Genomic DNA, 25,605 nt, shown 5'->3' with positions numbered 1-25,605 from the left:
GTGCTGAAAGCATCTAAGCACGAAACTTGCCCCGAGATGAGTTCTCCCTGAGACTATAAGTCTCCTGAAGGAACGTTGAAGACGACGACGTTGATAGGCCGGGTGTGTAAGCGCAGCGATGCGTTGAGCTAACCGGTACTAATGAACCGTGAGGCTTAACCTTACAACGCCGAAGCTGTTTTGGCGGATTTGAGAGAAGATTTTCAGCTCTGATTCAGAGTCCGAAGGATTTTGCGCTGAGACAAGGCGGCAAACGAGGCGATGGAAGGAGCATACATAAGTATGTGACTGACATTCGCGAGAGCAGCCAACGCAGTATGAGCGCAAAAGACACAGGACGAGCACAAAGAATTTGCCTGGCGGCACTAGCGCGGTGGTCCCACCTGACCCCATGCCGAACTCAGAAGTGAAACGCCGTAGCGCCGATGGTAGTGTGGGGTCTCCCCATGTGAGAGTAGGGAACTGCCAGGCATCAAATTGCAGTAAGCCGGGGTGACAACCGGTGGTAATAAAGCGAAGAAATTCGGTGGAGCGGTAGTTCAGTCGGTTAGAATACCTGCCTGTCACGCAGGGGGTCGCGGGTTCGAGTCCCGTCCGTTCCGCCACTTATTAAGAGCCCTGAGCATTTGCTCAGGGCTTTTTTGTTTGATTGTTCTCTATTATTGCTAATTCAGCAAAAATCCTCTGCATTAATCGCTCTTTTTCTCCTCCACACCATCAGCCATAATTTCATCCGTTAACCGAAATGAAGAAATAACGAGGAAAATCATGGCAATCCCTGCATTTGGTCTTGGCACCTTCCGTCTGAAAGATGATGTTGTTATCGCATCCGTAAAAACCGCGCTGGAGCTGGGCTATCGTGCTATCGACACCGCGCAAATCTATGACAACGAAGCCGCGGTGGGTCAGGCCATCGCCGAAAGCGGCGTGCCGCGTGATGAGCTGTTCATCACGACCAAAATCTGGATCGAAAACCTGAGCAAAGACAAACTCATCGCCAGCCTGAAAGAGAGCCTGCAGAAGCTGCGCACTGACTATGTTGATCTCACGCTGATCCACTGGCCGTCACCGAACGATGCGGTAGCTGTTGAAGAGTTTATGGCAGCCCTGATGGAAGCGAAGAAGCTGGGGCTGACCCGTCAGATCGGTATCTCCAACTTCACTATTCCACTGATGGAGCGCGCGATTGCCGCCGTTGGCGCTGAGAATATCGCGACTAACCAGATTGAGCTCTCGCCGTATCTGCAAAACCGTAAAGTGGTCGATTGGGCGCGTGAGCACGGCATCCATATCACCTCTTACATGACGCTGGCCTACGGTAATGCACTGAAAGATGAAGTGATTGCCCGCATCGCGGCGAAACATGGTGCGACCCCAGCGCAGGTTATCCTGGCATGGGCGATGGGCGAAGGCTATGCGGTTATCCCATCGTCCACCAAACGTGACAACCTGGCCAGCAACCTGAAAGCGCAGGATCTGCAGCTGGATGATGAAGATCGTAAAGCGATCGCCGCACTCGACTGCAACGATCGTCTGGTGAGTCCGGAAGGTCTGGCTCCACAGTGGGATTAATCTCCCGCTTTCGGCATGCCGTTCGCACTGCCGTCTGAGACGATATTACGACAGCTCCTTCGGGAGCTGTTTGACGTGCTCACTTAGAAAGTCAATAAATGCCCTGATGCGCGTGCTGACCGCCCGGTCGCTGTAGTACACCGCACTGAATGGCATCTCCACCGGCAAGCGTTTGTCGGCAAGTAACTCCACAAACTCCCCACGGCCAATCTCTTTATCCACCATATAATCCGACAAACAGGCTATGCCGTTACCGGTCAGGCACAGCTGCTTGAGCGTTTCGCCGCTATTGGAGGACACCGCCGATTCGATCTCTAACAGCTGACCATCGCAACAGGAGACCGGCCAGGTATTCAGCGATACCGGCTCGGTGAACCCGAGGCAGTGATGCTGTTTCAGATCTGACGGATGCTGCGGCATACCGTAGCGCGCGACATAGTCTGGCGAGGCGACGATCTTACGATAGCTGGTAAATAGCGGTCGGGCGCGCAGGCTGGAATCCGTTAAGGTCCCGGCCCGAATGGCCACATCCACTTTTCGTTCAATCAGGTTAATAAACGTCTCTGAAGAGACGAGCGACAGCGTCATTTCCGGGTAGCGCTCGCGAAATGGCTTCACCAGCGGCATGAGAAAATGCAGCATCACCGGCGTCGCGGCATCCACCCGCAGCAGGCCCCGCGGCGTTGTGCGCGTTTCCAGCAGGTCATTCTCTGCTGCCGCCATTTCCTGCAAGACCACCTGCATCCGGCGAAAATAGCGCTCGCCTTCCTCCGTCAGACTGAGCTGGCGGGTGGTCCGATTGAGCAGGCTTACGCCTAGCTTTGATTCCAGCTTCTTGACCGCCCGGCTGACGGCAGAGTTGGCCTGTCCGAGCTGCTCGGCCGCCCGGCTGAAACTTCCGCTTTCCACCACCGCCACAAAGATGGCGATCTCCTCTGATGTGGCTCTCATTATTGCACCTGTAGCAAAATTCTATTGATACTTTGATAGTTTTTGTTATTTATACAACCCTTCATACTACGTGTCATCTTAATCCTGATGCTACGGAGTAAATTATGCCACTGGCGCTATTTGCCTTAACTATCGGTGCCTTCGCGATTGGCACCACTGAATTTGTGATTGTCGGCCTGGTCCCGACTATCGCGCAACAACTCTCTATCTCTCTGCCTTCGGCGGGACTGCTGGTCTCTATCTACGCGCTGGGCGTGGCGATTGGCGCTCCGGTGCTGACGGCGTTAACGGGGCGTATGCCGCGTAAACAGCTGCTGCTGGCGTTGATGGTCCTGTTTACGGCGGGTAATGTGCTGGCCTGGCAGGCCCCGGGCTATGAAACGCTGATCCTGGCGCGATTGCTGACCGGTCTGGCACACGGCGTGTTCTTCTCTATTGGCTCGACAATCGCCACCAGCCTGGTGGCAAAAGAGAAAGCCGCCTCAGCTATCGCTATTATGTTCGGCGGCCTGACGGTCGCGCTGGTCACCGGGGTGCCGTTCGGGACTTTCATCGGTCAGCATTTTGGCTGGCGGGAAACGTTCCTCGCGGTATCGATTCTGGGCGTGATTGCGCTTATCAGCAGTCTGCTTCTGGTGCCGAATAATATTCCGGGCCGCGCCAGCGCCAGCCTGCGCGATCAGATGAAAGTCTTAACTCATCCTCGCCTGCTGATGATCTACGCCATTACCGCGCTGGGCTATGGCGGCGTATTTACCGCCTTTACTTTTCTTGCTCCGATGATGCAGGAGCTGGCCGGTTTCAGTCCGTCTGCGGTTAGCTGGATCCTGTTGGGCTACGGTGTCTCGGTCGCTATTGGCAATGTGTGGGGAGGCAAACTGGCCGATAAGCATGGCGCCGTCTCCGCGCTGAAGTTTATCTTCGCCGCGCTGGTTGTGCTGCTGCTGGTCTTCCAGTTGACCGCCAGCATCCACTATGCTGCGCTGGCAACGGTGCTGGTAATGGGTATTTTCGCCTTCGGCAACGTGCCGGGTCTGCAGGTATACGTGGTGCAAAAAGCCGAACAGTATACGCCTGGCGCCGTCGACGTCGCTTCCGGTCTCAATATTGCCGCCTTCAATATTGGTATTGCGCTGGGGTCCATCGTCGGCGGGCAGACGGTTGAACGGTATGGTCTGGCGCAGACGCCGTGGATTGGTGCGGTGATTGTGCTGGTCGCCCTGCTGTTGGTGATGCTGAGCGGTCGTTTAGATAAATCGCCGCGCCGTTCGACAGCGGTTTCTCTCGAAGGCTAAGGGTTTATCGCAAATTGCATTGAAAGTGGATGGGAAAATCCCTATAACAGAAGAACCAGTCGTTGTTGGGCTGGTTTCTGTTATTGAGGATTGATGCCCAAATTGCGAAAGAATACCTATGCCATGCGCTACGTCGCCGGACAACCTGCGGAGAGGATATTGCCTCCGGGGGCGTTTGCGGGCGTCAGTCCGGTTTATCCTGCCGGCACGCCGTTAAGCAGCGATGAAAAGATCCGCGTGCTGGTATGGAATATCTTCAAGCAGCAGCGCGCAGAGTGGCAGTCGGTCCTCAAAAATTTCGGCAAAGATGCGCATTTGGTCCTGTTGCAGGAGGCGCAAACTACCCCAGAACTGGTCAGGTTCGCGACTTCAAACTATCTGGCCGCCGATCAGGTGCCGGCGCTGGTATTGCCGCAGCATCCTTCCGGCGTGATGACGCTGGCCTCCGCTCACCCCATCTATTGCTGTCCGCTGCGCGAGCGCGAGCCTATTTTGCGATTGCCGAAATCGGCGTTAGTGACCGTTTATCCGCTGCCCGATGCGCGGCTGCTGATGGTGGTCAACATCCATGCGGTCAACTTTAGCCTTGGCGTCGATGTCTACAGCAAGCAGTTGCTGCCGATCGGCGATCAGATCGCCCATCACAGCGGGCCGGTGATCATGGCCGGGGACTTCAATGCCTGGAGCCGGCCGCGAATGAACGCGCTGTACCGCTTTGCGCGTGAGATGTCGTTACGCGAAGTTCGTTTCTCTGACGATCAGCGCCGCCGTGCGTTTGGTCGTCCGCTCGATTTTGTGTTCTATCGTGGGTTAAGCGTGCACGATGCTTCCGTGCTGGTGACCCGCGCCTCCGATCACAACCCGCTACTAGTCGAATTCAGTCCCGGCAAGCCTGATTAATTTAAGGTATGTCAGGCCTGCCATCGGGCAGGTCTGCGTTCAGCACGATGCTGCCCTAAATTACTCACACAACCGAAGGACAACACAATGACAACACGCTCTCACCATGACAACGTCGAAAAGCAGTTCGGCTCCCAGGCCAGCGCCTATTTGACCAGCGCCGTGCACGCCTCCGGGCGCGATCTGCAGCGGCTGGCTGAACGGCTGGCCGATTTCCCTCAGGCGAAAGTGCTGGATATGGGCTGCGGGGCAGGGCACGCCAGCTTTACCGCGGCGGGACAGGTTGCCGAGGTGACCGCCTATGATTTATCAAGCCAGATGCTGGAAGTGGTTACCGCGGCGGCAAAAGAGAAAGGCTTTAGCAATATCGTGACCCAGCAGGGATATGCTGAAACGCTGCCGTTCGCTGATGCCAGCTTTGATGTGGTGATTAGCCGCTACTCCGCGCACCACTGGCATGATGTCGGCCAGGCGCTGCGTGAGGTGAAACGTGTTCTCAAGCCGGGCGGGGTGATGATCATAATGGACGTGATGTCGCCGGGTCATCCGGTACGTGATGTCTGGTTGCAGACCGTGGAAGCGCTGCGCGATACCTCGCACGTGCGTAATTATTCCAGCGGCGAGTGGCTGGCGCTGGCCAATGACGCAGGCCTGGTGATTAATCATTTATCGACCGATCGCCTGCCGCTGGAGTTCAGCTCATGGGTGGCGCGGATGCGCACCCCAGAGGCGCTGGTAGAAGCGATTCGCTTATATCAGCAGAGCGCTTCGGCGGAGGTCAAAGCCTACTTCGAATTACAGCAGGACGGGTCGTTTACCAGCGATACCATCCTGTTCGAAGCGCATAAAGCGGTTTAATACGGGCAACAAAAAAGGCACCGGGGGAAGTCGGTGCCTTTTTATCGAACCCTGACGTATCAGGACTCTGGTCGATCGCTGTTTTTCACAAACAGCGTTAGCTGATCGCCAGGCCGCAGATTGTCGGTATCGCTGTTCCAGCGCATCACGTCGCGAATATTAACACCGTGACGCTTGGCGATGCTCGACAGCGAATCACCTTTGCGAACACGATAGGTGATGCTATCGCTGTTGTTCGCCAGGCGCTGTGCGCTGCTACCTGCGCCGACAACCAGATTCTGCCCGACTTTTAACCCTGAACCGCGCAGATTGTTCCACTGCTGCAAATCCCGGGTCGTGACGCCGAGACGCGAAGCAATCCCGGAAATCGTGTCGCCAGAGCGTACCTTATAGCTACGGCTGGTCAGCGGCGTATTGTCCGCGAGCTGCGTTGGCTGCACGGCGGCAATGTCGCCAGAGGCCAGCGATTCACGCAGCTGAGCGGCGTGCTTCTGTGGCACCATGACGTACTTTGGCCCGCTAGCGCCCAGCGTTGACCCCTTTACGCCAGCGTTGAAGGTTTTCAGTTTGCTGACCGGCATTCCTGCCATGTCCGCGAGCTGAGAAATATCAACCGGGCTGTCGAGGCGAACGCGCGCCAGCGCACGGCTTTCATCGGCCGTAGGCAGCTTTACGCCGTAACGCTTGCTGTTTTTGAGAATGTCGCTCAACGCCAGCATTTTCGGTACGTAGATTTTCGTTTCATGCGGCAGAGACAGCGACCAGAAATCGGTGGGTTTACCACGCGAACGGTTCGCTTTTACTGCTTTCATGACCCGACCTTCGCCGCTGTTATAGGCTGCGACCGTTAATAACCAGTCGCCGTCGAACATTTTGTTCAGACGTTGCATCATGTCCAGCGCCGCGGTAGTAGATGCGACGACGTCACGACGCGCATCGTAACTGCGGGTCTGTTTTAAACCATAATTGCGCCCTGTGCTCGGAATGATCTGCCAAATGCCTGCGGCATTGGCGCCAGACGTCGCGTGTGGGTCAAAAGCGCTCTCCACTATGGGTAGTAATACCAGTTCCATTGGCATGTTACGTTTCTTAACCTGCCCGGCTATCCAGTACATATACGGCTCTGCCCGTAAAGTTACATCGTGGAGATAGCTCTTATTTCTTAAGTACTTCTGTTTCTGTTCGCGAATCCGGGGGTTATCCGGTATTCCCATCTTTAGCTCGTCGCCTATGGAAGTCCACAGATCCTGGTCTTGCGCGTAGAAGGTTCCATCATCTAACCAGCGCGCTTGACTTGTGAACTTACCTGCTTCCCCTTGACCAGCCGCAGAAAGGCTCTGTGCTCGCTGTTCGACGGTGCCATCGTGCTTAGACGCCTGGCACCCCACCAGCAGGACAGAGGCGAGTAATATCGCTCGTGCCTTCATGTGTGTGTCAATAGTTGCTTAAAAGACGACCAAGGATAACGGCGAAGTTGGCCGATGACAAGAATTAAATATCAGAAGTCGTCTTTCTTTGACCTTAACCATGCAAATCGCGCCACAGAGTGTTGCAAATTTGTTTCTTGGTTAATTTTATCAATTAAATCAATATCATTTACGCGTAAAAATAAATTTATACGACGCTCATTTTTCAGAGTTACGGGTAGTGTTTTTTGTTTTTTTGCACGTAACTCATTAACTTTATGATAGTAATCGTTTATGTCCCTATCATCTGGCAGGATACTCAATGCAAACTTCATATTCGCTAACGTATATTCATGTGCGCAACATATGAGGGTTTCTTCAGGAAGGGCGTTAATTTTCATAAATGATTGATACATCTGCTCTGCAGTACCTTCGAAGAGCCTTCCGCAGCCGCCGGAGAACATTGTGTCGCCACAGAACAGATAAGGTTCGCTGTAGTAACAGATATGTCCTAATGTGTGACCTGGCGTAGAGAAAATGGAAAAATCGTGCCCGAGAATTGACAGCCGATCGCCATCGCCTACCACCTGAGTGACTCCCTTATCCTGGGTTTCCGCCGGCCCGTAAACCACTATAGAAGGGAATTTTTCACGTAATTGTTTTACGCCGCCGACGTGATCCTGATGGTGATGGGTTAGTAAAATGGCTTCGGGCTGCCATTGGTTTTCCTCAATGGCCGCCAGAACCGGCGCGGCTTCGCCTGGGTCAACGATGATGCAGCGGCCGTTATTCTCACTGAGAACCCAGATGTAGTTGTCCTGAAACGCGGGAATACTGATAAGATTCATAAATTACCTCTAAAGCGTAGCGGAAGGTGGCAATGAAGCCGGCAAGGATACCTCACACAGTGACAGCGCCTGAGCATTGGTCCAGTATGCCGTGGGGCGAATACTATCGCGAAACGCTGGAGCAGCAGATGAAACCGTGGCTGGCTAAATTATATGGCTTTCATCTGCTTAAGATTGGCAATCTGAGCGCGGAAATCAATACTGAAGCTTGCGCCATCTCGCACCAGGTCAATGTCTCGCTGGCAGGAAATCCGATGCAGGTTCGGGCCGATCCGCTGCATTTACCCTTTGCCGAAAAGTCCGTCGACGCCTGCCTGCTGGCGCACACCCTGCCGTGGTGTAGCGATCCGCATCGTCTGCTGCGGGAAGCCGATCGTGTACTGATCGATGATGGCTGGATGATCCTGACCGGGTTTAATCCGGTCAGCCTGATGGGGTTGCGTAAGCTGGTGCCGCTCCTGCGCAACGGTACGCCTTATAATAGCCGTATGTTTACGCTGATGCGCCAGCTGGACTGGCTGTCGCTACTCAACTTTGAAGTGCTGCATTATGGGCGTTACCAGGTTTTACCCTGGTCGCGCCACGGCGGCAAACTGCTGAGCACCCATCTGCCGGCGCTGGGCTGTTTGCAATTGATTGTCGCCCGCAAACGGACCATTCCGCTGACGCTCAATCCGATGAAATCCGGTAAAGCGAAAACCCAGCTGCGGCCGGCAGTCGGCGCCACCCGGCAGTGGCGCAAGGGGCAGAATTAGCTCTCCGGTTGGTAACCGATGTCGTCCTGAGTGGGATGGGAGGCCGCCGCGCGGGCCAGCTCGTCGCAGCGTTCGTTTTCTGGATGGCCGGCGTGGCCCTTCACCCACTCCCATTTGATCTTATGCTGGCCAAGCGCAGCATCCAGCCGCTGCCAGAGGTCGACATTCTTTACCGGTTTTTTCTCTGCCGTTTTCCAGCCGCGCTTTTTCCAGTTGTGGATCCACTGGGTGATCCCCTGGCGGACATACTGGCTGTCGGTGCTGAGCACCACCTCACAATGCTCTTTTAACGCTTCGAGAGCGACGATTGCCGCCATCAGTTCCATGCGGTTATTGGTGGTCAGACGGTAGCCGGCGCTAAAGGTTTTTTCGTGCTGGCGGTAGCGCATGATGGCGCCGTAACCGCCGGGTCCTGGATTTCCCAGGCAAGAGCCGTCGGTGAAAATTTCTACCTGTTTGAGCATCTCTGGTAGACTTCCTGTAATTGAAATCGATTTGTAAACGATAAGTCTGACATAAATGACCGCTATGAGCACTGCAATTACGCGCCAGATTGTTCTCGATACCGAAACCACCGGTATGAACCAGATCGGGGCGCACTACGAAGGACACAAGATTATCGAGATCGGCGCCGTGGAGGTGATCAACCGCCGCCTGACCGGTAACAATTTCCATGTCTATCTGAAGCCCGATCGGCTGGTGGATCCTGAAGCATTCGGCGTGCACGGGATCGCCGATGAGTTCCTGCTGGACAAACCCACCTTTGCCGACGTGGCTGATGAGTTTATGGATTACATCCGCGGCGCGGAGCTGGTGATCCATAACGCCTCGTTCGATATCGGCTTTATGGATTATGAGTTCGGTAAGCTGAACCGCGGCATTGGAAAAACCGAGACCTTTTGTAAAATCACCGACAGTCTGGCGCTGGCGCGGAAAATGTTCCCCGGCAAGCGCAACAGTCTGGATGCGTTATGTTCGCGCTACGAAATAGATAACAGCAAGCGTACGCTGCACGGGGCATTACTCGATGCCCAGATCCTTGCCGATGTCTATTTGATGATGACCGGCGGCCAGACGTCGATGGCGTTCTCTATGGAAGGCGAAAGCCAGCAGCAGGCGGGAGAGATGGGCATTCAGCGCGTCGTCCGCGCCGCCAGCCAGTTACGGGTAGTTTATGCCTCTGATGAAGAACTGGTGAACCATGAATCCCGCCTCGATCTGGTACAAAAGAAAGGCGGAAGCTGCCTGTGGCGTGCCTGATAACCACTAAAATGGATTAAAAGTAGGCGGTTGGGCGATTTTTGCAGCAAACGATTCAAAACGGTAGAAAAAGCGTTGACGGGGTAGAGGGGAATCCGTAATATTCGCCTCGTTCCCAACGGAACAACAACGCGGAGCGGTAGTTCAGTCGGTTAGAATACCTGCCTGTCACGCAGGGGGTCGCGGGTTCGAGTCCCGTCCGTTCCGCCACTATTAAGAAAGCCTGAATCAGCAATGATTCAGGCTTTCGTCGTTTTCGTCGCCGAATTTCAGCGCGCCTCTTGTTCCTCCTGCATACACTGCATGAATACCCGCATCGCCGGACTGATTGCTTTCCCGGCGTGATGGGCGCAGAGCGCATGGATCGTCAGCGGCGTCTCGCTGAACGGCAGCTCGACCAGCGTCCCGCGTTTGAGTTCCTCCTCTACCGCAAAGCGCGGCAGGAAGCTCACCCCAAGATTGCCCGCCACGCACTGCTTGATGCTTTCAATACTCCACAGTTCGATGGTGTTCTCCATGGTAATGCCGCGCTGGCGCAGGGTACTTTCAAAAATCTGCCGGAACACGCACTGGGGTTCGTTGATGATAAAGCTCAATGGGATATGCTGCCGCGGGCGCAGGAAGTCGACCGGCGCCTGATCGACTGACGCGACCAGCGCCAGCGGCTGCGGGCCAAGTTCCATCATGGTGAGCGCATCATCGTTGCCAACCCGGTAAAACACCCCCAGGTCGACTTCGTCAGCGAGCAGCGCATCACGGATGCTGTAGCAATTGAGTGACTGCAGTGACAGGCGGACCTTCGGGGCGCGTTGCTTAAAACGCTGCAGCACCGGCGGCATTTTGTACGCCAGCAGGGTTTCACCAGTGGCGACGCGAAGTTCGCCGCCGGGTTCATCGTCCTGGCGCGCCGCCTGGCGAATCGACGCCATTACTTTGGTCAAGTCGTAGACGTGCGGCAGGACATTTTTACCGGCGGCGGTGAGACACATCCGTCGGCCAATTTTCTCAAACAGCGGGATGGCAAGCTCCTGCTCAAGCTGCTGGATATGAAAGGTTACGGTGGACTGGGTGCAGCACAGTTTCTGCGAGGCGCGCAGAAAGGATCCTTCTTCGACAACCGTTTTGAAGGTGATAAAGCGTCGCAGATCCATATTTCCTCTTTATATCGACATTCTCGAATTCAGAATGAAAAAACATTCATTTTTTTAAATTATCAGCTTCGGGTACTGTCTGCCAGTCAAGAGGAGAAAACACGTGACACCTACCCTGATTAGCGCCTTTTTAACTTACACCCTGATCACCGCCCTGACGCCCGGGCCGAATAATATTCTGGCGCTGAGCAGCGTCACCGCGCACGGCTTTCGACGGAGCATGCGGGTTCTGGCCGGCATGAGCCTGGGGTTTGTGATCATCATGCTGATTTGTGCCGGGCTGACGTTCACTCTCGTTACCCTGGATGAGGGGATAACCTCCCTGCTACGCTGGGTCGGCGCAGGGTATATCCTGTGGCTGGCCTGGCACATTGCCCGCAGCGACCCGGCCAGCGGTGGGCAGGAGGAGCGGCCTGTCAGCTTCTGGGCCAGCCTGGGGCTGCAGTTTGTGAATGTAAAAATTATCCTGTACGGCATCACGGCCCTGTCGACCTTTGTTCTGCCAGTGACTCGCGAGCCATTCTGGCTGGTGATGATAAGCCTGTTGCTATCAGTAATAGGCGTTGCCGGCAATCTTTGCTGGGCGCTGGCCGGTCATCTGTTTCAGCCGGTGTTCGAACGCCATGGAAGAGGGTTAAATCTGCTGCTGGCGCTGCTGCTGGTCTGGTGCGCGGTACGAATGTTTATGGAATGAATTAAGGGAGCGTAACGCTCCCTTGAGGTTATTTATCCTGCGGCAGGGCGGGTTGCCCTTCATTTACCCAGGTCATGAAGATCCGATAACCGATGGCCAGCAGGGTGGCGCCGAGAAACATACCGAGAATGCCGTTAGAGGCCATTCCGCCGAGGGCGCCCAGCAGCACTACCGGCATTGGCGCGTCGACTCCGCGCCCCAGCAGCAGAGGTTTGAGGACGTTATCGGCCATGCCGGCGACGATCAGCAGGATGGTGTAGAAGATATCCATGCCGGTACTGTGGGTGCCGAGACTCCACATTAGCGCAATGGCCGGGGCCGTCACCAGGATCACCGGCACCTGGGCAATGCCGAGGATCAGGGCCAGAATAAAGAAGATCCCGACGGCGGGAATGCTGGCCATCAGCATGATCACGCCGACCAGCAGCGCCTGGATCAATGCCACCCCGATGACGCCCTGGGCGACCGCGCGGATGGTGCTGGTGCACAGGCGGGTGAGGGTCACGCCTTTATTTTCATCGGTAATACGGATGGCAATACGCTGGGCGCTGATGGCGCCCGCTGCGCCCCAGGCCATCATAATTCCCGAGACGATAAACGAAATAATAAAGCCAATCAGCCCGCCGCCCATGCTGGCCAAAATACTGAGAAACTGTTTGGCAATGTCGCCGATTTGCGAGCGGTAATTACTGAGCAGTCCCGGGAGATCGACGGAAGCTCTCATCCACAGGGCGCTAAGCCGTTCGCCAATGATCGGTAACGCGGCAATGCGCGAGGAGGGCGGGGGAATGGTAAAGCTCTGGCTGCCCATCTTGTCTATCATGGCGCTGGCGCTTTCCGCCAGCGAGGTGATCATCAGCACCGTGGGGATGACGATCAGTAAAATACCTAACAACACCAGCACCACTGACGCCAGTCCCTGTTTGCCCGCTAACAATCCGGCAAAATATTGATGTAAGGGATAGAGCGCCACGGCGAGGATCAGCGCCCAGAGCATCATATTGATAAAGGGAGAAAAGACGGTAAAACAGAATGAGGCCAGCGCCAGAATAAGCCCAAACCGAATAAACATATCGAGAAAGCGGGTGACCAGCCGTTTTTCAATCAACAGCAGATTATTATTATCCATTTTCTTTTACGCTCACATAATATTCTTACGCCAACGCTCAGCGTTGTTTAACAAAACACGCCAGCAACAGAAAATTCATGATTTACAACGCAGAAGTGAGTTGAAGGTGATCTCCGCCCATTTGGTTGTGGGGGCTTTTAATGAGTGTAGAACAGAAATGAATGGCGCCCGGCAAATATTCTGCGGTGCGCTGGCGGGCGAATTCCCGCTTTCTTTACCTGCTGAATGAGGAAGAAAGCGGAGGGAGATTAACCGAGGGTAAAAGGATCGGCATCGCGCCAGGCGGGAAATTTTTCGCGATATTCCTGGAGGGCAGCCAGCGACAATTCGGCATCAAGACGGGTGGCCTGATGCGGATCGGCAGTGGCGACAATCTCCCCCTGGGGACTGATAATCCGGCTATCGCCGCGGTAATGATGGCCGTTACCGTCAGTACCGACCCGGTTACAGCCGGCGACATAGGCCTGGTTCTCGATAGCGCGGGCGACCAGCAGCGACTGCCAGTGCAGGGAGCGCGGCGCCGGCCAGTTGGCAACATACAGCGCCAAATCATAGTCGTTCAGATTACGCGACCATACCGGAAAGCGCAGGTCGTAACAGACCAGCGGCAGGATACGCCATCCGCGCCATTCAAAGACCACGCGTCGGTCACCAGCCTCATAATGATGGTGTTCATCGGCCATACGGAACAGGTGCCGTTTATCATAATGGTGCACCGTACCGTCGGGCTCGACCAGCAGGAAGCGGTTAACAGCGCCGTGTTCGGTTTGCAGCGCTGCGCTGCCGGCAATCAGCGCCTGGGTTTGCGCGGCCCGGGCATGCATCCACTCCACCACGTCGGCTTCGGGTAAAGACTGTTTTGCCGCTTCCATGGCAAAGCCGGTGGTGAACATCTCCGGTAAAACAATGACATCGCGCCCAATAATCCCTTCCAGTTGGCGATCAAAATGGCGCAGGTTGGCAGGGCCGTCCATCCAGACCAGCGGTTGTTGCAACAGCGTAATTTTCAGGCCAGGCACAATGGTCAACTCCATTCTCATGAGGGGGTTAGGTTAACTGTAACACCATATCAGCCTCGCGGCGGTCAGCGGAATATTTTGTTAAAAAAATGCTACTCACAGAAGCCACGGAGGAGGGGGGACGAAAAAAAGGCGGGGAAAATTCCCCGCCCGGCGTGTGATGTGGTGATTGTTTTATTATGCGGCTTCAACTTTGCGAACTTTTTCCGGCAGCTTTACCGGCTTTGTCGCCAGCTCCTCTGGCGCAAAGTCGTCGACGTTGATGCTGCGCAAGCGACTGTGCTCTGCGCGGGTCAGAATAGCGGCTTCTTCCTGATTTATTAATCCTTTGGCCAGCGCGTTGTGTGCCAGCTCATCCAGACGGGTGAACGGCAGGTTTTTACCCAACTCTTTGCAGATCCGCTGGTGGATAGGATCGGCCGCCATCACTTCCAGCAGGGCCTCTTCCAGCAGACCAACCGGGTTATGCTCGCTCGGCGTCAGGTACTGACCGCGACCGATGCGGGAGCGAGTGGCGCTGGGCACCTGCAGAATTTTAGCGACTTTATGGTCCAGCTTATCCGACGGCGCATGATGATGACGCCCGGTCGGGAAGATGGCCACACGCATCGCACCTGCCACCAGACGGTTGGGGAAGTTTTTCAGCAGATCGTCGATGGCCTGTTCAGCCTGGTGCAGCGCATCCTGCACTCCCCAGTGAACCAGCGGCAGATCGGCTTCATTGCGTCCTTCATCGTCATAGCGTTTCAGCACCGCCGAGGCCAGATACAGCTGGCTTAACACATCCCCCAGACGCGCGGAGATACGTTCGCGACGCTTGAGGCTGCCGCCCAGTACCGCCATCGACACGTCTGACAGCAGCGCGAGGTTGGCACTCAGACGGTTCATTTGCTGATAGTAACGACGGGTGGCGTCACGGGTCGGCGCGCTGCTGGTGCGTCCGCCGGTCAGGCCCAGCCAGAAACTCCGGACTTTGTTACTGCCGACATGGCCGATGTGTTTGAACAGCAGCTTATCGTAGGCGTTCAGGTCGTTATTCTGCGCGGCGGCCATCTCTTCCAGCACGTAAGGGTGGCAGCGAATAGCCCCCTGACCGAAGATCATCATGCTGCGGGTCAGAATGTTTGCGCCTTCAACGGTGATGGCGATCGGCGCGCCCTGGTAAGCCCGGGCGAGGAAGTTACCTTCGCCCAGCATAATGCCTTTCCCGCCGGTAATATCCATCGCGTCGATAATGGAGCGCTGGCCGCGGTGGGTACAGTGATATTTCACAATCGCGGACAGCACTGCCGGTTTCTCGCCGAGCATAATGCCGTAGGTGATCAGCGACGCCGCGGCGTCCATCACATAGGCGTTACCCGCGATGCGCGCCAGCGCCTCTTCAATCCCTTCCATTTTGCCGATCGAGATTTTGAACTGACGGCGAATGTGGGCGTAGGCGCCGGTCGCCATGGCGACGGATTTCAGGCCGCCGGTGGCGTTGGAAGGCAGGGTAATGCCGCGGCCCACGGACAGACATTCAACCAGCATGCGCCAGCCCTGACCGGCCATGCTCGGGCCGCCGATGATGTAATCGATCGGCACGAAGATATCCTTGCCGCGGGTTGGGCCGTTCTGGAACGGGACGTTCAGCGGGAAGTGGCGACGGCCAATTTCCACGCCCGGCGTTGAGGTGGGGATCAGCGCGCAGGTGATGCCCAGCTCTTCCTCGCCGCCCAGCAAACGGTCCGGGTCAGAGAGTTTGAAGGCCAGCCCCAGCACGGTGGCGATTGGCGCCAGCGTGATATAGCGTTTGTTCCAGGTCAGGCGCATCCCCAGCACCTGTTGACCCTGCCAGTCGCCCATGCACACCACGCCGGTATCCGGAATAGCGCCGGCGTCAGAGCCCGCTTCCGGACTGGTCAGTGCGAAGCAGGGGATTTCCAGGCCGCGCGCCAGACGCGGCAGATAATGATTCTTCTGTTCTTCGGTACCGTAATGCTGCAGCAGTTCGCCCGGGCCCAGCGAGTTTGGGACGCCGACGGTGATCGCCAGGATGCCGGAGACGCCAGAAAGTTTCTGTAGCACTCGTGCCTGAGCGTAAGCGGAGAACTCAAGCCCGCCATACTCTTTCTTGATAATCATCGCGAAGAAGCGGTGCTCTTTCAGATAGGCCCACAGCTCGGGCGGCAGATCGGCCATTTCGTGGGTGATGGCGAAGTCGTTAGCCATCCGGCAGGCCTCTTCCACCGGGCCGTCGAGGAAAGCTTGCTCTTCGGCGGTCAGGCGCGGCTGCGGATAGTTATGCAGCTTGTGCCAGTCCGGGTTGCCGCGGAACAGATCGCCTTCCCACCAGGTGGTGCCGGCGTCGATGGCTTCTTTTTCCGTACGCGACATCGGCGGCATCACCTTGCGGAAAGCGCGAAATGCCGGTGCGGAAATCATCGATTTACGCATGGGGGCAAAGTTGAACGGCAACAAAATAATGGCCAGCGGCAGCAGCAGCCAGATATTCCACAGTCCGGCCGCGCCGAGCGCCGCGGTCCAGGCGAGCAAAATCACACTGCTGAGCAGCAGGCTGACCCGGTGATAGAAGAGCGCACCGAGTAAAACGACGGTTGCAACAATACTCAAAATCATCATAGAGAAATGCTCCCTGAGCTTGTAGGAGGTCTGACCACTTGTGATGTATTGGTTGTAGTGCATGCGTTTTTATTTAGCAATGTGTTTACAAAATAATTACAACCTCGCTCACATTGTTGTATGCAAAAGCGGCACATAAAATCAAAAGGGCGGGGGATAACACTGCCTGCTGCTTCTCGCTTCGGCGGCTATCCGGTACACTGCCAGGGTTATTCCACTCATACTGAAGGATTATCCTCATGTACCAGGATCTTATTCGTAACGAACTGAACGAAGCCGCGGAAACGCTGGCTAACTTTCTGCAGGACGAAGCCAATATCCATGCTATCCAGCGTGCCGCTGTTCTGTTGGCGGATAGCTTTAAGGCGGGTGGGAAAGTGCTGTCCTGTGGTAACGGCGGTTCCCATTGCGATGCGATGCATTTTGCGGAAGAGCTGACCGGTCGTTATCGCGAAAACCGCCCGGGTTACCCGGCCATCGCGATCTCCGACGTCAGCCATCTCTCCTGCGTGAGCAATGATTTTGGCTATGAGTATGTGTTCTCCCGCTATGTTGAATCCGTCGGCCGTGCGGGCGATGTGCTGCTCGGCATCTCCACGTCAGGTAACTCCGGCAACGTGATCAAGGCCATTGAAGCCGCGCGGGCGCAGGGGATGAAAGTGATCACCCTGACCGGCAAAGACGGCGGCAAAATGGCGGGTTCCGCCGATGTTGAAATACGCGTGCCGCACTTTGGCTATGCCGACCGCATCCAGGAGATCCACATCAAAGTGATCCATATCCTGATTATGCTGATCGAAAAAGAGATGGTGAAAGGCTAACAGGCAGGCGAGTGTGTACTGTTGACGGCGGCCTCGCTTTGGCGCCGTCGTGATTTGTGAGGGTGAGGTGATCTATGTGCGAACTGCTCGGGATGAGCGCCAATGTGCCAACAGATATCTGTTTTAGCTTTACCGGGCTGGTGCAGCGCGGGGGCGGGACGGGGCCGCATAAAGACGGCTGGGGCATTACCTTCTATGAAGGCAAAGGCTGTCGCACATTCAAAGATCCGCAGCCGAGCTTTCAGTCGCCGATCGCGAAACTGGTCCAGGATTACCCGATTAAGTCCTGTTCCGTCGTCGCCCATATCCGTCAGGCCAATCGCGGGATGGTGGCCCTGGAGAACACCCATCCCTTCACCCGCGAACTGTGGGGGCGCAACTGGACCTATGCGCACAATGGGCAGCTCAAAGGCTATAAATCGCTGAAAACCGGTAATTTCCATCCGGTAGGTGAAACCGACAGTGAAAAAGCGTTTTGCTGGCTGCTGCACCGTTTAACCGAGCGCTATCCGCGCACGCCGGGCAATATGCTGGGCGTTTTCAAGTATATCGCCACCCTGGCGGGTGAACTGCGTGAGAAAGGGGTGTTCAACATGCTGCTGTCGGACGGGCGCTACGTGATGGCGTTCTGCTCGACCAATCTGCACTGGATCACCCGGCGGGCGCCGTTTGGCGTGGCAAAACTGCTGGACCAGGATGTGGAGATCGACTTTCAACGCGAGACCACACCCAACGATGTGGTCACGGTTATCGCCACGCAGCCGCTGACGGCCAATGAAACCTGGCACAAGATCATGCCAGGCGAGTGGGCGTTATTTTGTCTCGGGGAGCGTGTAGTTTGAGGCCAGCTGCGGCTGAACAACCTCGTGGCTGAGCGGCTTGCTTACCACATAGCGGCCGTCAGTCACTGACACAATCGGCGGTTTGTGGGTCTGCTGGAAATAGTCATAGCCAGGCTTAAGCTGTTTCCAGAAATCCGCATAGTAGGAGTATTTGTGGCGTTCCATATTGGCGTTGGTCATGCGGAACGGATAGATACTCACCTGCACGCTTGGCTGGCCGAAGACTAAGGCGCCGGTCACAAACTGGAAGATCTCATCGATCCCGCTGTCGGTCATGGCGTAGCAGCCGACTGAGACGCAGTCGCCATGGATCATCAGGTATTTCCCTTCATAACCATGGGCGCGATCGTAGGCGTTCGGGAAGCCGATGTTAATGGCTTTATAGAAGCGGCTGTCGGGTTTGAGCTGGCTGCGGGTGACGCTATAGAACCCTTCCGGACTCTTGAAATCACCCTGGCGCTGTTTCGGACCGAGGCCACCGGAGTAGTTGCAGATCCGATAGCTGTCGAGGAGCTGGTAGGTTTCACCCATTTTGACGTAAAGGTCGAGCATGCGCTCTTCTTTAAAGATCTCAATGTAAACCGGTGAACCCATTAATTGCTGCTTGTATTCTTTGCTAACCGGCGTCGTCGGGCTATTGCTGCTGAGCAGCCCGGCAAATGACACGCACGGCAACAGAAGCATCGCAATAAATAATGCGATTTTGCGCATACTGCTTGTTCCTTGATAAAACAAAATAGCCACATTGCCAGAACGGCAAGAGAGACCCGAAATCAGAGTTTTCTGGATTTAGAGCGCTCACATTAGCATCACGGCATTTTTTCGCAAGGGCGACGTGGCGGCGTTTACAATTCAGCCTCACTTTATAACCCGCTTACGGCGAAAACACAGTCAGAACTTTGCGCAATAGCTCGCATTTTAGAAGCACTTATTGCCCCTCACGCTACAGCCGCCGCTCACGAAATGTTACACTTGCGCCGGTTCATCACCAGAGTAAGAAAGGAGGCTTCTCTTCCGTCATGAGCGCCACTGGCGCCGTTTCGCCCTTTCTTCTCTGCCATTCTGTCAATAAGCTGGCCCCGGCCTGCGTCGGGGTTGAGGTTACGGATACCTGCTAACGATATGATTAAAATCACGAAAGGGCTGGATTTGCCCATAGCTGGCATGCCATTACAGCAGATCTCTCCTGCGCCAGCGGTGAAGCGCGTCGCGCTACTCGGCGAAGAGTACGTCGGGATGCGTCCCGCTATGGCGGTCAAAGAGGGCGATCGGGTCAAAAAAGGTCAGATCCTGTTCGAAGATAAAAAGACCCCCGGCGTCTACTTTACCGCCCCGGCGAGCGGGGTTGTCAGCGCCATCCACCGCGGTGAACGGCGCGTTTTACAGTCAGTGGTGATTGATATCGAGGGCAATGACGCGGTGGCCTTTACCCGTTACGCCGCGGACGCACTGGCTGAGCTGCCGCGCGACACCGTACAGCAGCAGCTGCTGGCCTCGGGCCTGTGGACCGCGCTACGCACCCGGCCATTCAGTAAAACGCCGCGCCCGGGCAGCGTGCCCGCCGCTATTTTTGTCAACGCCATGGATACCAATCCGCTGGCGGCGGAGCCGCAGCCGATTATTCTGGCCGAGCGTGCCGCCTTCGATGCCGGTCTTACCGTGCTCACGCGTCTGACCGACGGGAAAGTGCATGTCTGCCAGCCCAGCGGCGGCAAGCTGGGCGGCCATCCTGCCGGCCAGGTCTGTTTTAATCAGTTCTCCGGGCCGCACCCGGCGGGGCTGCCGGGAACCCATATTCACTTTCTGGAGCCGGTGAGCCTGAATAAACAGGTCTGGCACCTCAATTATCAGGATGCGATCGCTATCGGTCAGCTTTTCCTTGAAGGTGAGCTGAACTGCGAACGGGTGATTGCGCTCGGCGGCCCGCAGGTGAAGTCGCCGCGGCTGGTCAAAACGACGCTGGGCGCCAGCCTGGACGATCTGCTGGCGGGCGAGCTGGAGGAGGGGGAAAACCGCGTCATTTCCGGCTCGGTACTTAGCGGTACCCGCGCCCACGGCCCCCACGCTTTCCTCGGGCGTTTCCATCTGCAGGTGAGCGTGGTTCGCGAAGGTCGGGAAAAAGAGCTGTTTGGCTGGGTGATGCCGGGCAAAGAGAAGTTCTCGATTACCCGCACTACGCTAGGCCATTTCTTCAAGCGCAAGCGCTTTCATTTCTCCACGGATACTAACGGCGGCGAGCGGGCGATGGTGCCGATTGGCAACTATGAGCGGGTCATGCCGCTGGATATTCTGCCGACCATATTGCTGCGCGATCTGCTGGCCGGCGATAGCGATAGCGCCCAGGCGCTGGGCTGTCTGGAGCTGGATGAAGAAGATCTGGCGCTCTGCACCTACGTTTGTCCGGGCAAATATGAATACGGTCCGGCGCTGCGCAGCGTGTTAACCCAGATTGAGCAGGAAGGATAAGAGATGGGCTTAAAGCACCTGATTGAGAAACTTGAGCCGCATTTCACGCATGGCGGCAAGCTGGAAAAATATTACCCGCTGTATGAAGCGGCGGCGACCATCTTCTACACGCCGGGGCAGGTCACCCGCGGCGCGGCGCACGTGCGCGACGCCATCGACCTCAAGCGGATGATGATCCTCGTGTGGTTTGCCGTATTCCCGGCGATGTTCTGGGGCATGTACAACGTTGGGCTGCAGACCATTCCGGCGCTGCACAAACTGTACGGCGCCGAACAGCTGCAGCAGGTGATCGCCAACAACTGGCATTACAGCGTCGCCCAGTGGTTAGGGGTCAGCTTCAGCGCTGACGCCGGCTGGCTGAGCATGATGACCCTGGGCGCGGTCTTCTTCCTGCCGATCTATATCACCGTTTTTATCGTCGGCGGCTTCTGGGAAGTGCTGTTCGCGATTGTGCGCAAACATGAGATCAACGAAGGCTTTTTCGTTACCTCGATTCTCTTCGCGCTGATTGTGCCGCCTACGCTGCCGCTATGGCAGGCGGCGCTGGGGATCTCCTTTGGGGTGGTGATCGCCAAAGAGATTTTCGGCGGTACCGGGCGCAACTTCCTCAACCCGGCGCTGGCGGGGCGCGCGTTCCTGTTCTTCGCCTACCCGGCGCAGATTTCCGGCGATCTCGTGTGGACGGCGGCGGACGGTTTCTCCGGCGCCACGCCGCTCTCCCAGTGGGCCAGCGGCGGCGGTGAAGCGCTGGTTAACGTCGCGACCGGCATCCCGGTGAGCTGGATGGACGCCTTCCTCGGCAACATTCCCGGCTCAATTGGCGAAGTCTCCACGCTGATGATCCTGATCGGCGGCGCGATCATTCTCTTTGGCCGCGTCGCGTCCTGGCGCATCGTCGCCGGGGTGATGATCGGCATGATCGCCACCGCCACCCTGTTTAACGTTATCGGCTCCGATACCAACCCGATGTTCTCGATGCCGTGGTACTGGCATCTGGTGCTCGGCGGCTTTGCCTTCGGCATGATGTTTATGGCGACGGACCCGGTATCCGCCTCGTTTACCGATAAAGGGAAATGGAGTTACGGCGTGCTGATCGGCGTGATGTGCGTGCTGATCCGCGTGGTGAACCCGGCTTATCCGGAAGGGATGATGCTGGCGATCCTCTTCGCCAACCTCTTCGCACCGCTGTTCGATTACCTGGTGGTGCAGGCCAATATTAAGCGGAGGAAGTCGCGTGGCTGAGAAGAAAAGTAACGATAGCATCGGCAAAACGCTGCTGGTGGTGCTGGTGCTTTGTCTGGTCTGCTCCATCGTGGTAGCGGGCTCGGCCGTGGGGCTGAAATCCCGCCAGCAGGCGCAGCGGGCGCTGGATAAACAGCGCAATATCCTGGCCGTCGCCGGCCTGATACAGCCCGGGATGGATGCTGATGCGGTAGCGGAAACCTTCGCGGCGCGCATTTCGCCGCGACTGGTGAATCTGGCGACCGGCGAGCTGCTGGAGAAAGACCCGGCAAAATTTAATCAGGCCCAGGCGCTGAAGGATCCGCAGCAGAGCATCGCGCTGGACGCCAGCCAGGATCCGGCCGGCATTAAGCGGCGTAGCAACCTGGCGGAAATTTATCTGGTGCGCGACGCGCAGCAACAGATTGAGCAGATGGTGCTGCCGATCTACGGCAATGGCCTGTGGTCGATGATGTACGCCTTTGTGGCGCTGGACGTTGATGGCCGCACGGTGAAAGGCATTACTTATTACGATCAGGGGGAAACCCCGGGGCTGGGCGGCGAAGTGGAGAACCCGAACTGGCGCCAGCAGTTTATTGGCAAGCAGGTGCTGGATGACAACGGCATGCCGGCACTCCGGGTGGTGAAAGGCGGCGCGCGCGCCGGTGACCTGCATGCAGTAGACGGTTTATCCGGCGCCACGCTAACGTCTAACGGCGTGCAGCATAGCTTTGATTTCTGGATGGGCGAACTGGGCTTTGGTCCGTTCCTGAAAAAGGTGCGTGAGGGAGGGCTGAATAATGGCTGAACAGAGCGATATGAAAGAGGTGAAGCGCGTGCTGGTGGGGCCGCTCATCGCCAACAACCCCATCGCCCTGCAGGTGCTGGGCGTCTGCTCCGCGCTGGCGGTAACCACTAAACTGGAAACCGCCTTCGTGATGACCATTGCGGTGACGCTGGTGACGGCGTTCTCCAGCATGTTTATCTCGATGATTCGCCACCATATTCCCAATAGCGTGCGCATCATCGTGCAGATGGCGATCATCGCCTCGCTGGTCATCGTGGTGGATCAGCTGTTGCGGGCTTTCGCTTATGAGACCTCTAAGCAGCTGTCGGTATTTGTCGGGCTTATCATCACCAACTGTATCGTGATGGGTCGCGCCGAAGCCTACGCCATGAAATCGCCGCCGCTGGCCAGCTTTATGGATGGTATCGGTAACGGTCTCGGTTACGGCGCGATCCTGATAATCGTCGGCTTCCTGCGCGAGCTTATCGGCAGCGGCAAGCTGTTCGGTATCACGGTGCTGGAGACGGTGCAGAACGGCGGCTGGTATCAGCCGAACGGCCTGTTCCTGCTGGCGCCGAGCGCCTTCTTCATTATCGGTTTGCTGATCTGGGCCCTGCGTAGCTGGAAGCCTGAGCAGCAGGAAAAGGAGTAATCGATGATGGCTCATTACATTAGCCTGTTTGTCCGCGCGGTGTTCGTTGAGAACATGGCGCTGGCCTTCTTCCTCGGGATGTGTACCTTCCTCGCGGTGTCGAAAAAGGTCTCCACCGCCTTCGGCCTCGGCGTCGCAGTGACGGTGGTGCTGGGTCTTGCTGTGCCAATCAACAACCTGGTCTATAACCTGGTGCTGCGCGACGGCGCGCTGGTGGAAGGCGTAGATCTCAGCTTCCTGAACTTCATCACCTTTATCGGGGTGATTGCGGCGCTGGTGCAGATCCTCGAGATGATCCTCGATAAGTACTTCCCGGCACTCTATAACGCGTTAGGGATCTTCCTGCCGCTTATCGCCGTTAACTGCGCCATTTTCGGCGGCGTGTCGTTCATGGTGCAGCGTGATTACAACTTCCCGGAATCCATCGTCTACGGCTTCGGCTCCGGCATCGGCTGGATGCTGGCGATCGTGGCGATGGCGGGGATCCGCGAAAAAATGAAGTACGCCAACGTGCCCGCCGGCTTGCGCGGGTTAGGGATCACCTTTATCACCACCGGGTTGATGGCGCTGGGCTTTATGTCCTTCTCCGGCGTGCAGCTATAAGGGCGAATAAGTATGGAAATTATTCTTGGCGTCGTGATGTTCACGCTGATTGTGCTGGTGCTGTCGGGGCTTATCCTGGCTGCGCGCTCAAAGCTGGTGAACGCGGGCGACGTGGTTATTGAGATCAATAACGAAGCGGATAAACAGATCCGCACCCCGGCGGGTGACAAACTGCTGAACACGCTGTCCAGCAACGGTATCTTCGTCTCTTCCGCCTGCGGCGGCGGCGGCTCCTGCGGCCAGTGTCGGGTGACCATCAAAGAAGGCGGCGGCGATATTCTGCCGACCGAGCTTTCGCATATCACCAAACGCGAAGCCAAAGAAGGGTGCCGCCTGGCCTGCCAGGTGGCGGTGAAGCAGAATATGAAAATTGAGCTGCCGGAAGAGATTTTCGGCGTGAAAAAATGGGAGTGCGAGGTTATCTCTAACGATAACAAAGCCACCTTCATTAAAGAGCTCAAATTACGGGTGCCTGATGGTGAAGCGGTGCCGTTCCGCGCCGGCGGCTATATTCAGATCGAATGCCCGTCGCATAAAGTGGCCTATGCCGACTTTGATATTCCTGATGAATATCGTTCAGACTGGGACAAATTCAATCTGTTCCGCTATGTCTCTGAGGTGAAAGAACCGACCTTGCGCGCCTACTCGATGGCTAACTATCCGGAAGAGAAGGGCATCATTATGCTCAACGTGCGCATCGCGACGCCGCCGCCGAAAGTACCGGATGCCCCGCCGGGGATCATGTCGTCCTATATCTGGTCGCTGAAGCCTGGCGATAAGGTGACGATTTCCGGGCCGTTCGGCGAGTTCTTTGCTAAAGAGACCGACGCTGAGATGGTGTTTATCGGCGGCGGCGCCGGCATGGCGCCGATGCGCTCGCATATCTTTGATCAGCTTAAGCGGCTGCACAGCACGCGCAAAATCAGCTTCTGGTACGGCGCCCGTTCGCTGCGCGAGATGTTCTACGATGATGAGTTCGAGCAGCTGGCGCGCGACAACCCAAACTTTACCTTCCACGTCGCGCTCTCCGATCCGCTGCCGGAAGATAACTGGACCGGGCATACGGGCTTTATCCATAATGTTCTGTATGAAAACTATCTGCGCGATCACCCGGCGCCGGAAGACTGCGAATTCTATATGTGCGGGCCGCCGGTGATGAACGCCGCGGTGATAAAAATGCTCAAAGACCTGGGCGTCGAAGATGAGAACATCATGCTCGACGACTTTGGAGGCTGACGATGCTGACGGTATTTGTCGCGACCTTTGTGATTTTTGCGCTGGTGATCCTCGGTATGTCGCTGGGCTACCTGGTGAAGCGCAAGAGCATTCAGGGCAGCTGCGGCGGGATCTCCTCGCTGGGGCTGGAGAAAGTCTGCGACTGTCCGGAACCGTGCGACGCGCGTAAGAAACGTCTCGCTCGCGAGGCGCAGCGTCAGCGGCGGCGTATTTTGTAATGCCCGGCGGCGCTGCGCATGCCGGACCTGCTGCTTCAGTTTTGTAGGCCGGGTCAGGCGCAGCCGCCACCCGGCATAAAGCGGCTCCGTGCCTGGTGGCGCTGCGCTTGCCGGGTCTGCTGCTTCGGTTTTGTAGGCCGGGTCAGGCGCCAGCCGCCACCCGGCGAAATAACAGCGCAACCGGAGATGTCCCTGCTCGCGCTGCGCTTAGCAGGGCTACCACTTCTGTGTTATTTCCGGGCAGATTGCGCTCCCAATATTTCTTCTGCGTTATGTCACTCATGGCGCAGGGAGCGCAC

25 protein-coding genes, 2 tRNA genes and 2 rRNA genes are annotated in these 25,605 nt (G+C 56.6%); 20 read left to right on the top strand and 9 right to left on the bottom strand.

All coding sequences use genetic code 11. The features are described from left to right. The 4 genes from NKJ21_RS26945 to dkgB form a co-directional block, all read left to right on the top strand. Window positions 1–163: ribosomal RNA gene (locus tag NKJ21_RS26945) — 23S ribosomal RNA — on the top strand; the annotation flags it as partial. A gap of 192 nt (window positions 164–355) precedes the next feature. Beyond that, window positions 356–471 (top strand): 5S ribosomal RNA (gene rrf, locus NKJ21_RS26940). A gap of 57 nt (window positions 472–528) precedes the next feature. Further along, window positions 529–605 (top strand) — tRNA-Asp (locus tag NKJ21_RS26935). Between the two features lie 163 nt (window positions 606–768). After that, window positions 769–1,572, top strand: coding sequence for a 2,5-didehydrogluconate reductase DkgB (gene dkgB, locus NKJ21_RS26930; RefSeq protein WP_254733368.1), 804 nt, complete (start codon window positions 769–771; stop codon window positions 1,570–1,572). A gap of 45 nt (window positions 1,573–1,617) precedes the next feature. Here dkgB and yafC read toward each other — a convergent pair whose 3' ends face one another. Next, the gene (gene yafC, locus NKJ21_RS26925; RefSeq protein ID WP_012968896.1) at window positions 1,618–2,523 is read right to left on the bottom strand and encodes a DNA-binding transcriptional regulator YafC; all 906 of its coding nucleotides are present in this window, start codon (window positions 2,521–2,523) and stop codon (window positions 1,618–1,620) included. Between the two features lie 104 nt (window positions 2,524–2,627). Between yafC and NKJ21_RS26920 the strand changes: the two genes are divergently transcribed. The 3 genes from NKJ21_RS26920 (at window position 2,628) to NKJ21_RS26910 (ending at window position 5,576) form a co-directional block, all read left to right on the top strand. After that, window positions 2,628–3,818: an MFS transporter gene (locus NKJ21_RS26920; protein ID WP_008805250.1), complete on the top strand. Its 1,191-nt coding sequence runs from the start codon at window positions 2,628–2,630 to the stop codon at window positions 3,816–3,818. A 102-nt stretch (window positions 3,819–3,920) separates the two neighbouring features. Further along, window positions 3,921–4,718 (top strand): endonuclease/exonuclease/phosphatase family protein, encoded by a 798-nt coding sequence (locus NKJ21_RS26915; RefSeq protein WP_002889629.1) that lies wholly within the window; start codon window positions 3,921–3,923, stop codon window positions 4,716–4,718. Between the two features lie 87 nt (window positions 4,719–4,805). Then, window positions 4,806–5,576, top strand: coding sequence for a class I SAM-dependent methyltransferase (locus NKJ21_RS26910; RefSeq protein WP_008805251.1), 771 nt, complete (start codon window positions 4,806–4,808; stop codon window positions 5,574–5,576). A 59-nt stretch (window positions 5,577–5,635) separates the two neighbouring features. Here the strand turns inward: NKJ21_RS26910 and mltD are convergent, their stop codons facing one another. Both mltD and gloB read right to left on the bottom strand, forming a co-directional pair. Then, window positions 5,636–7,003 (bottom strand): murein transglycosylase D, encoded by a 1,368-nt coding sequence (gene mltD / locus NKJ21_RS26905; RefSeq protein ID WP_032737077.1) that lies wholly within the window; start codon window positions 7,001–7,003, stop codon window positions 5,636–5,638. A gap of 71 nt (window positions 7,004–7,074) precedes the next feature. Next, window positions 7,075–7,830 (bottom strand): hydroxyacylglutathione hydrolase, encoded by a 756-nt coding sequence (gene gloB / locus NKJ21_RS26900; RefSeq protein ID WP_008805253.1) that lies wholly within the window; start codon window positions 7,828–7,830, stop codon window positions 7,075–7,077. A 32-nt stretch (window positions 7,831–7,862) separates the two neighbouring features. On the opposite strand from gloB, the gene NKJ21_RS26895 reads away from it, so the two are divergent. Beyond that, on the top strand, window positions 7,863–8,585 hold the full coding sequence (locus NKJ21_RS26895) for a class I SAM-dependent methyltransferase (RefSeq protein WP_012968892.1): 723 nt from the start codon (window positions 7,863–7,865) through the stop codon (window positions 8,583–8,585). On the opposite strand, the gene rnhA is transcribed toward NKJ21_RS26895, so the two are convergent. After that, a complete protein-coding gene (gene rnhA, locus NKJ21_RS26890) occupies window positions 8,582–9,049 on the bottom strand; it encodes a ribonuclease HI (RefSeq protein ID WP_004204620.1) in 468 nt (155 codons plus the stop codon). The genes NKJ21_RS26895 and rnhA overlap by 4 nt on opposite strands. A 64-nt stretch (window positions 9,050–9,113) precedes the next feature. Here rnhA and dnaQ point away from each other — a divergent pair, with 64 nt between their 5' ends. Both dnaQ and NKJ21_RS26880 read left to right on the top strand, forming a co-directional pair. Beyond that, window positions 9,114–9,845 carry a DNA polymerase III subunit epsilon gene (gene dnaQ, locus NKJ21_RS26885; RefSeq protein ID WP_004204621.1) on the top strand — a complete coding sequence of 244 codons (732 nt, stop codon included), beginning with the start codon at window positions 9,114–9,116 and terminating at the stop codon, window positions 9,843–9,845. A gap of 133 nt (window positions 9,846–9,978) precedes the next feature. After that, window positions 9,979–10,055 (top strand) — tRNA-Asp (locus NKJ21_RS26880). A gap of 59 nt (window positions 10,056–10,114) precedes the next feature. Here the strand turns inward: NKJ21_RS26880 and NKJ21_RS26875 are convergent. After that, window positions 10,115–10,996: a LysR family transcriptional regulator gene (locus NKJ21_RS26875; RefSeq protein ID WP_012968890.1), complete on the bottom strand. Its 882-nt coding sequence runs from the start codon at window positions 10,994–10,996 to the stop codon at window positions 10,115–10,117. 103 nt (window positions 10,997–11,099) lie between these two features. Between NKJ21_RS26875 and eamB the strand changes: the two genes are divergently transcribed. Then, complete coding sequence (gene eamB, locus NKJ21_RS26870) at window positions 11,100–11,690, top strand: cysteine/O-acetylserine transporter (protein ID WP_004204623.1); 591 nt, start codon at window positions 11,100–11,102, stop codon at window positions 11,688–11,690. A gap of 28 nt (window positions 11,691–11,718) precedes the next feature. On the opposite strand, the gene NKJ21_RS26865 is transcribed toward eamB, so the two are convergent. From NKJ21_RS26865 to fadE, 3 genes are all read right to left on the bottom strand, one after another. Next, the gene (locus tag NKJ21_RS26865; protein ID WP_012542797.1) at window positions 11,719–12,819 is read right to left on the bottom strand and encodes an AI-2E family transporter; all 1,101 of its coding nucleotides are present in this window, start codon (window positions 12,817–12,819) and stop codon (window positions 11,719–11,721) included. A 248-nt stretch (window positions 12,820–13,067) separates the two neighbouring features. Then, a complete protein-coding gene (locus NKJ21_RS26860; protein WP_016160335.1) occupies window positions 13,068–13,838 on the bottom strand; it encodes an amidohydrolase in 771 nt (256 codons plus the stop codon). A 177-nt stretch (window positions 13,839–14,015) separates the two neighbouring features. Beyond that, window positions 14,016–16,460, bottom strand: coding sequence for an acyl-CoA dehydrogenase FadE (gene fadE / locus NKJ21_RS26855; RefSeq protein WP_012968887.1), 2,445 nt, complete (start codon window positions 16,458–16,460; stop codon window positions 14,016–14,018). 239 nt (window positions 16,461–16,699) lie between these two features. Between fadE and lpcA the strand changes: the two genes are divergently transcribed. Further along, window positions 16,700–17,281, top strand: coding sequence for a D-sedoheptulose 7-phosphate isomerase (gene lpcA / locus NKJ21_RS26850; protein ID WP_008805261.1), 582 nt, complete (start codon window positions 16,700–16,702; stop codon window positions 17,279–17,281). A 74-nt stretch (window positions 17,282–17,355) separates the two neighbouring features. Then, a complete protein-coding gene (locus tag NKJ21_RS26845; RefSeq protein ID WP_008805262.1) occupies window positions 17,356–18,123 on the top strand; it encodes a class II glutamine amidotransferase in 768 nt (255 codons plus the stop codon). Here the strand turns inward: NKJ21_RS26845 and dpaA are convergent. Further along, window positions 18,094–18,834, bottom strand: a complete 741-nt coding sequence (gene dpaA, locus NKJ21_RS26840; RefSeq protein ID WP_008805263.1) for a peptidoglycan meso-diaminopimelic acid protein amidase — start codon at window positions 18,832–18,834, stop codon at window positions 18,094–18,096. The genes NKJ21_RS26845 and dpaA overlap by 30 nt on opposite strands. A 411-nt stretch (window positions 18,835–19,245) precedes the next feature. Here dpaA and NKJ21_RS26835 point away from each other — a divergent pair, with 411 nt between their 5' ends. The 7 genes from NKJ21_RS26835 to nqrM are packed head-to-tail and all read left to right on the top strand — an operon-like array spanning window position 19,246 to window position 25,306. Then, on the top strand, window positions 19,246–20,589 hold the full coding sequence (locus tag NKJ21_RS26835) for a Na(+)-translocating NADH-quinone reductase subunit A (protein WP_012968886.1): 1,344 nt from the start codon (window positions 19,246–19,248) through the stop codon (window positions 20,587–20,589). 3 nt (window positions 20,590–20,592) lie between these two features. Beyond that, a complete protein-coding gene (locus tag NKJ21_RS26830) occupies window positions 20,593–21,831 on the top strand; it encodes an NADH:ubiquinone reductase (Na(+)-transporting) subunit B (RefSeq protein WP_012968885.1) in 1,239 nt (412 codons plus the stop codon). After that, window positions 21,824–22,618, top strand: coding sequence for a Na(+)-translocating NADH-quinone reductase subunit C (locus NKJ21_RS26825; protein WP_008805266.1), 795 nt, complete (start codon window positions 21,824–21,826; stop codon window positions 22,616–22,618). Before NKJ21_RS26830 ends, NKJ21_RS26825 begins: the two co-directional genes overlap by 8 nt. Further along, window positions 22,611–23,249 carry an NADH:ubiquinone reductase (Na(+)-transporting) subunit D gene (locus tag NKJ21_RS26820; protein WP_002889716.1) on the top strand — a complete coding sequence of 213 codons (639 nt, stop codon included), beginning with the start codon at window positions 22,611–22,613 and terminating at the stop codon, window positions 23,247–23,249. Before NKJ21_RS26825 ends, NKJ21_RS26820 begins: the two co-directional genes overlap by 8 nt. A gap of 6 nt (window positions 23,250–23,255) precedes the next feature. Continuing rightward, entirely contained in the window at window positions 23,256–23,852 is a 597-nt protein-coding gene (gene nqrE, locus NKJ21_RS26815) for an NADH:ubiquinone reductase (Na(+)-transporting) subunit E (RefSeq protein WP_004177335.1), read from the top strand. A 12-nt stretch (window positions 23,853–23,864) separates the two neighbouring features. Further along, window positions 23,865–25,088, top strand: a complete 1,224-nt coding sequence (gene nqrF / locus NKJ21_RS26810) for an NADH:ubiquinone reductase (Na(+)-transporting) subunit F (protein WP_008805267.1) — start codon at window positions 23,865–23,867, stop codon at window positions 25,086–25,088. Between the two features lie 2 nt (window positions 25,089–25,090). Continuing rightward, window positions 25,091–25,306 (top strand): (Na+)-NQR maturation NqrM, encoded by a 216-nt coding sequence (nqrM, locus tag NKJ21_RS26805; RefSeq protein WP_080928699.1) that lies wholly within the window; start codon window positions 25,091–25,093, stop codon window positions 25,304–25,306. Window positions 25,307–25,605: the final 299 nt, after the last annotated feature.

It is taken from the genome of Klebsiella sp. SWET4, assembly GCF_024296565.1.
Classification (GTDB): domain Bacteria; phylum Pseudomonadota; class Gammaproteobacteria; order Enterobacterales; family Enterobacteriaceae; genus Klebsiella; species Klebsiella variicola.
Note: the sequence above shows the minus strand (reverse complement) of the source record. Positions and strands in the feature narration are given on the sequence as shown.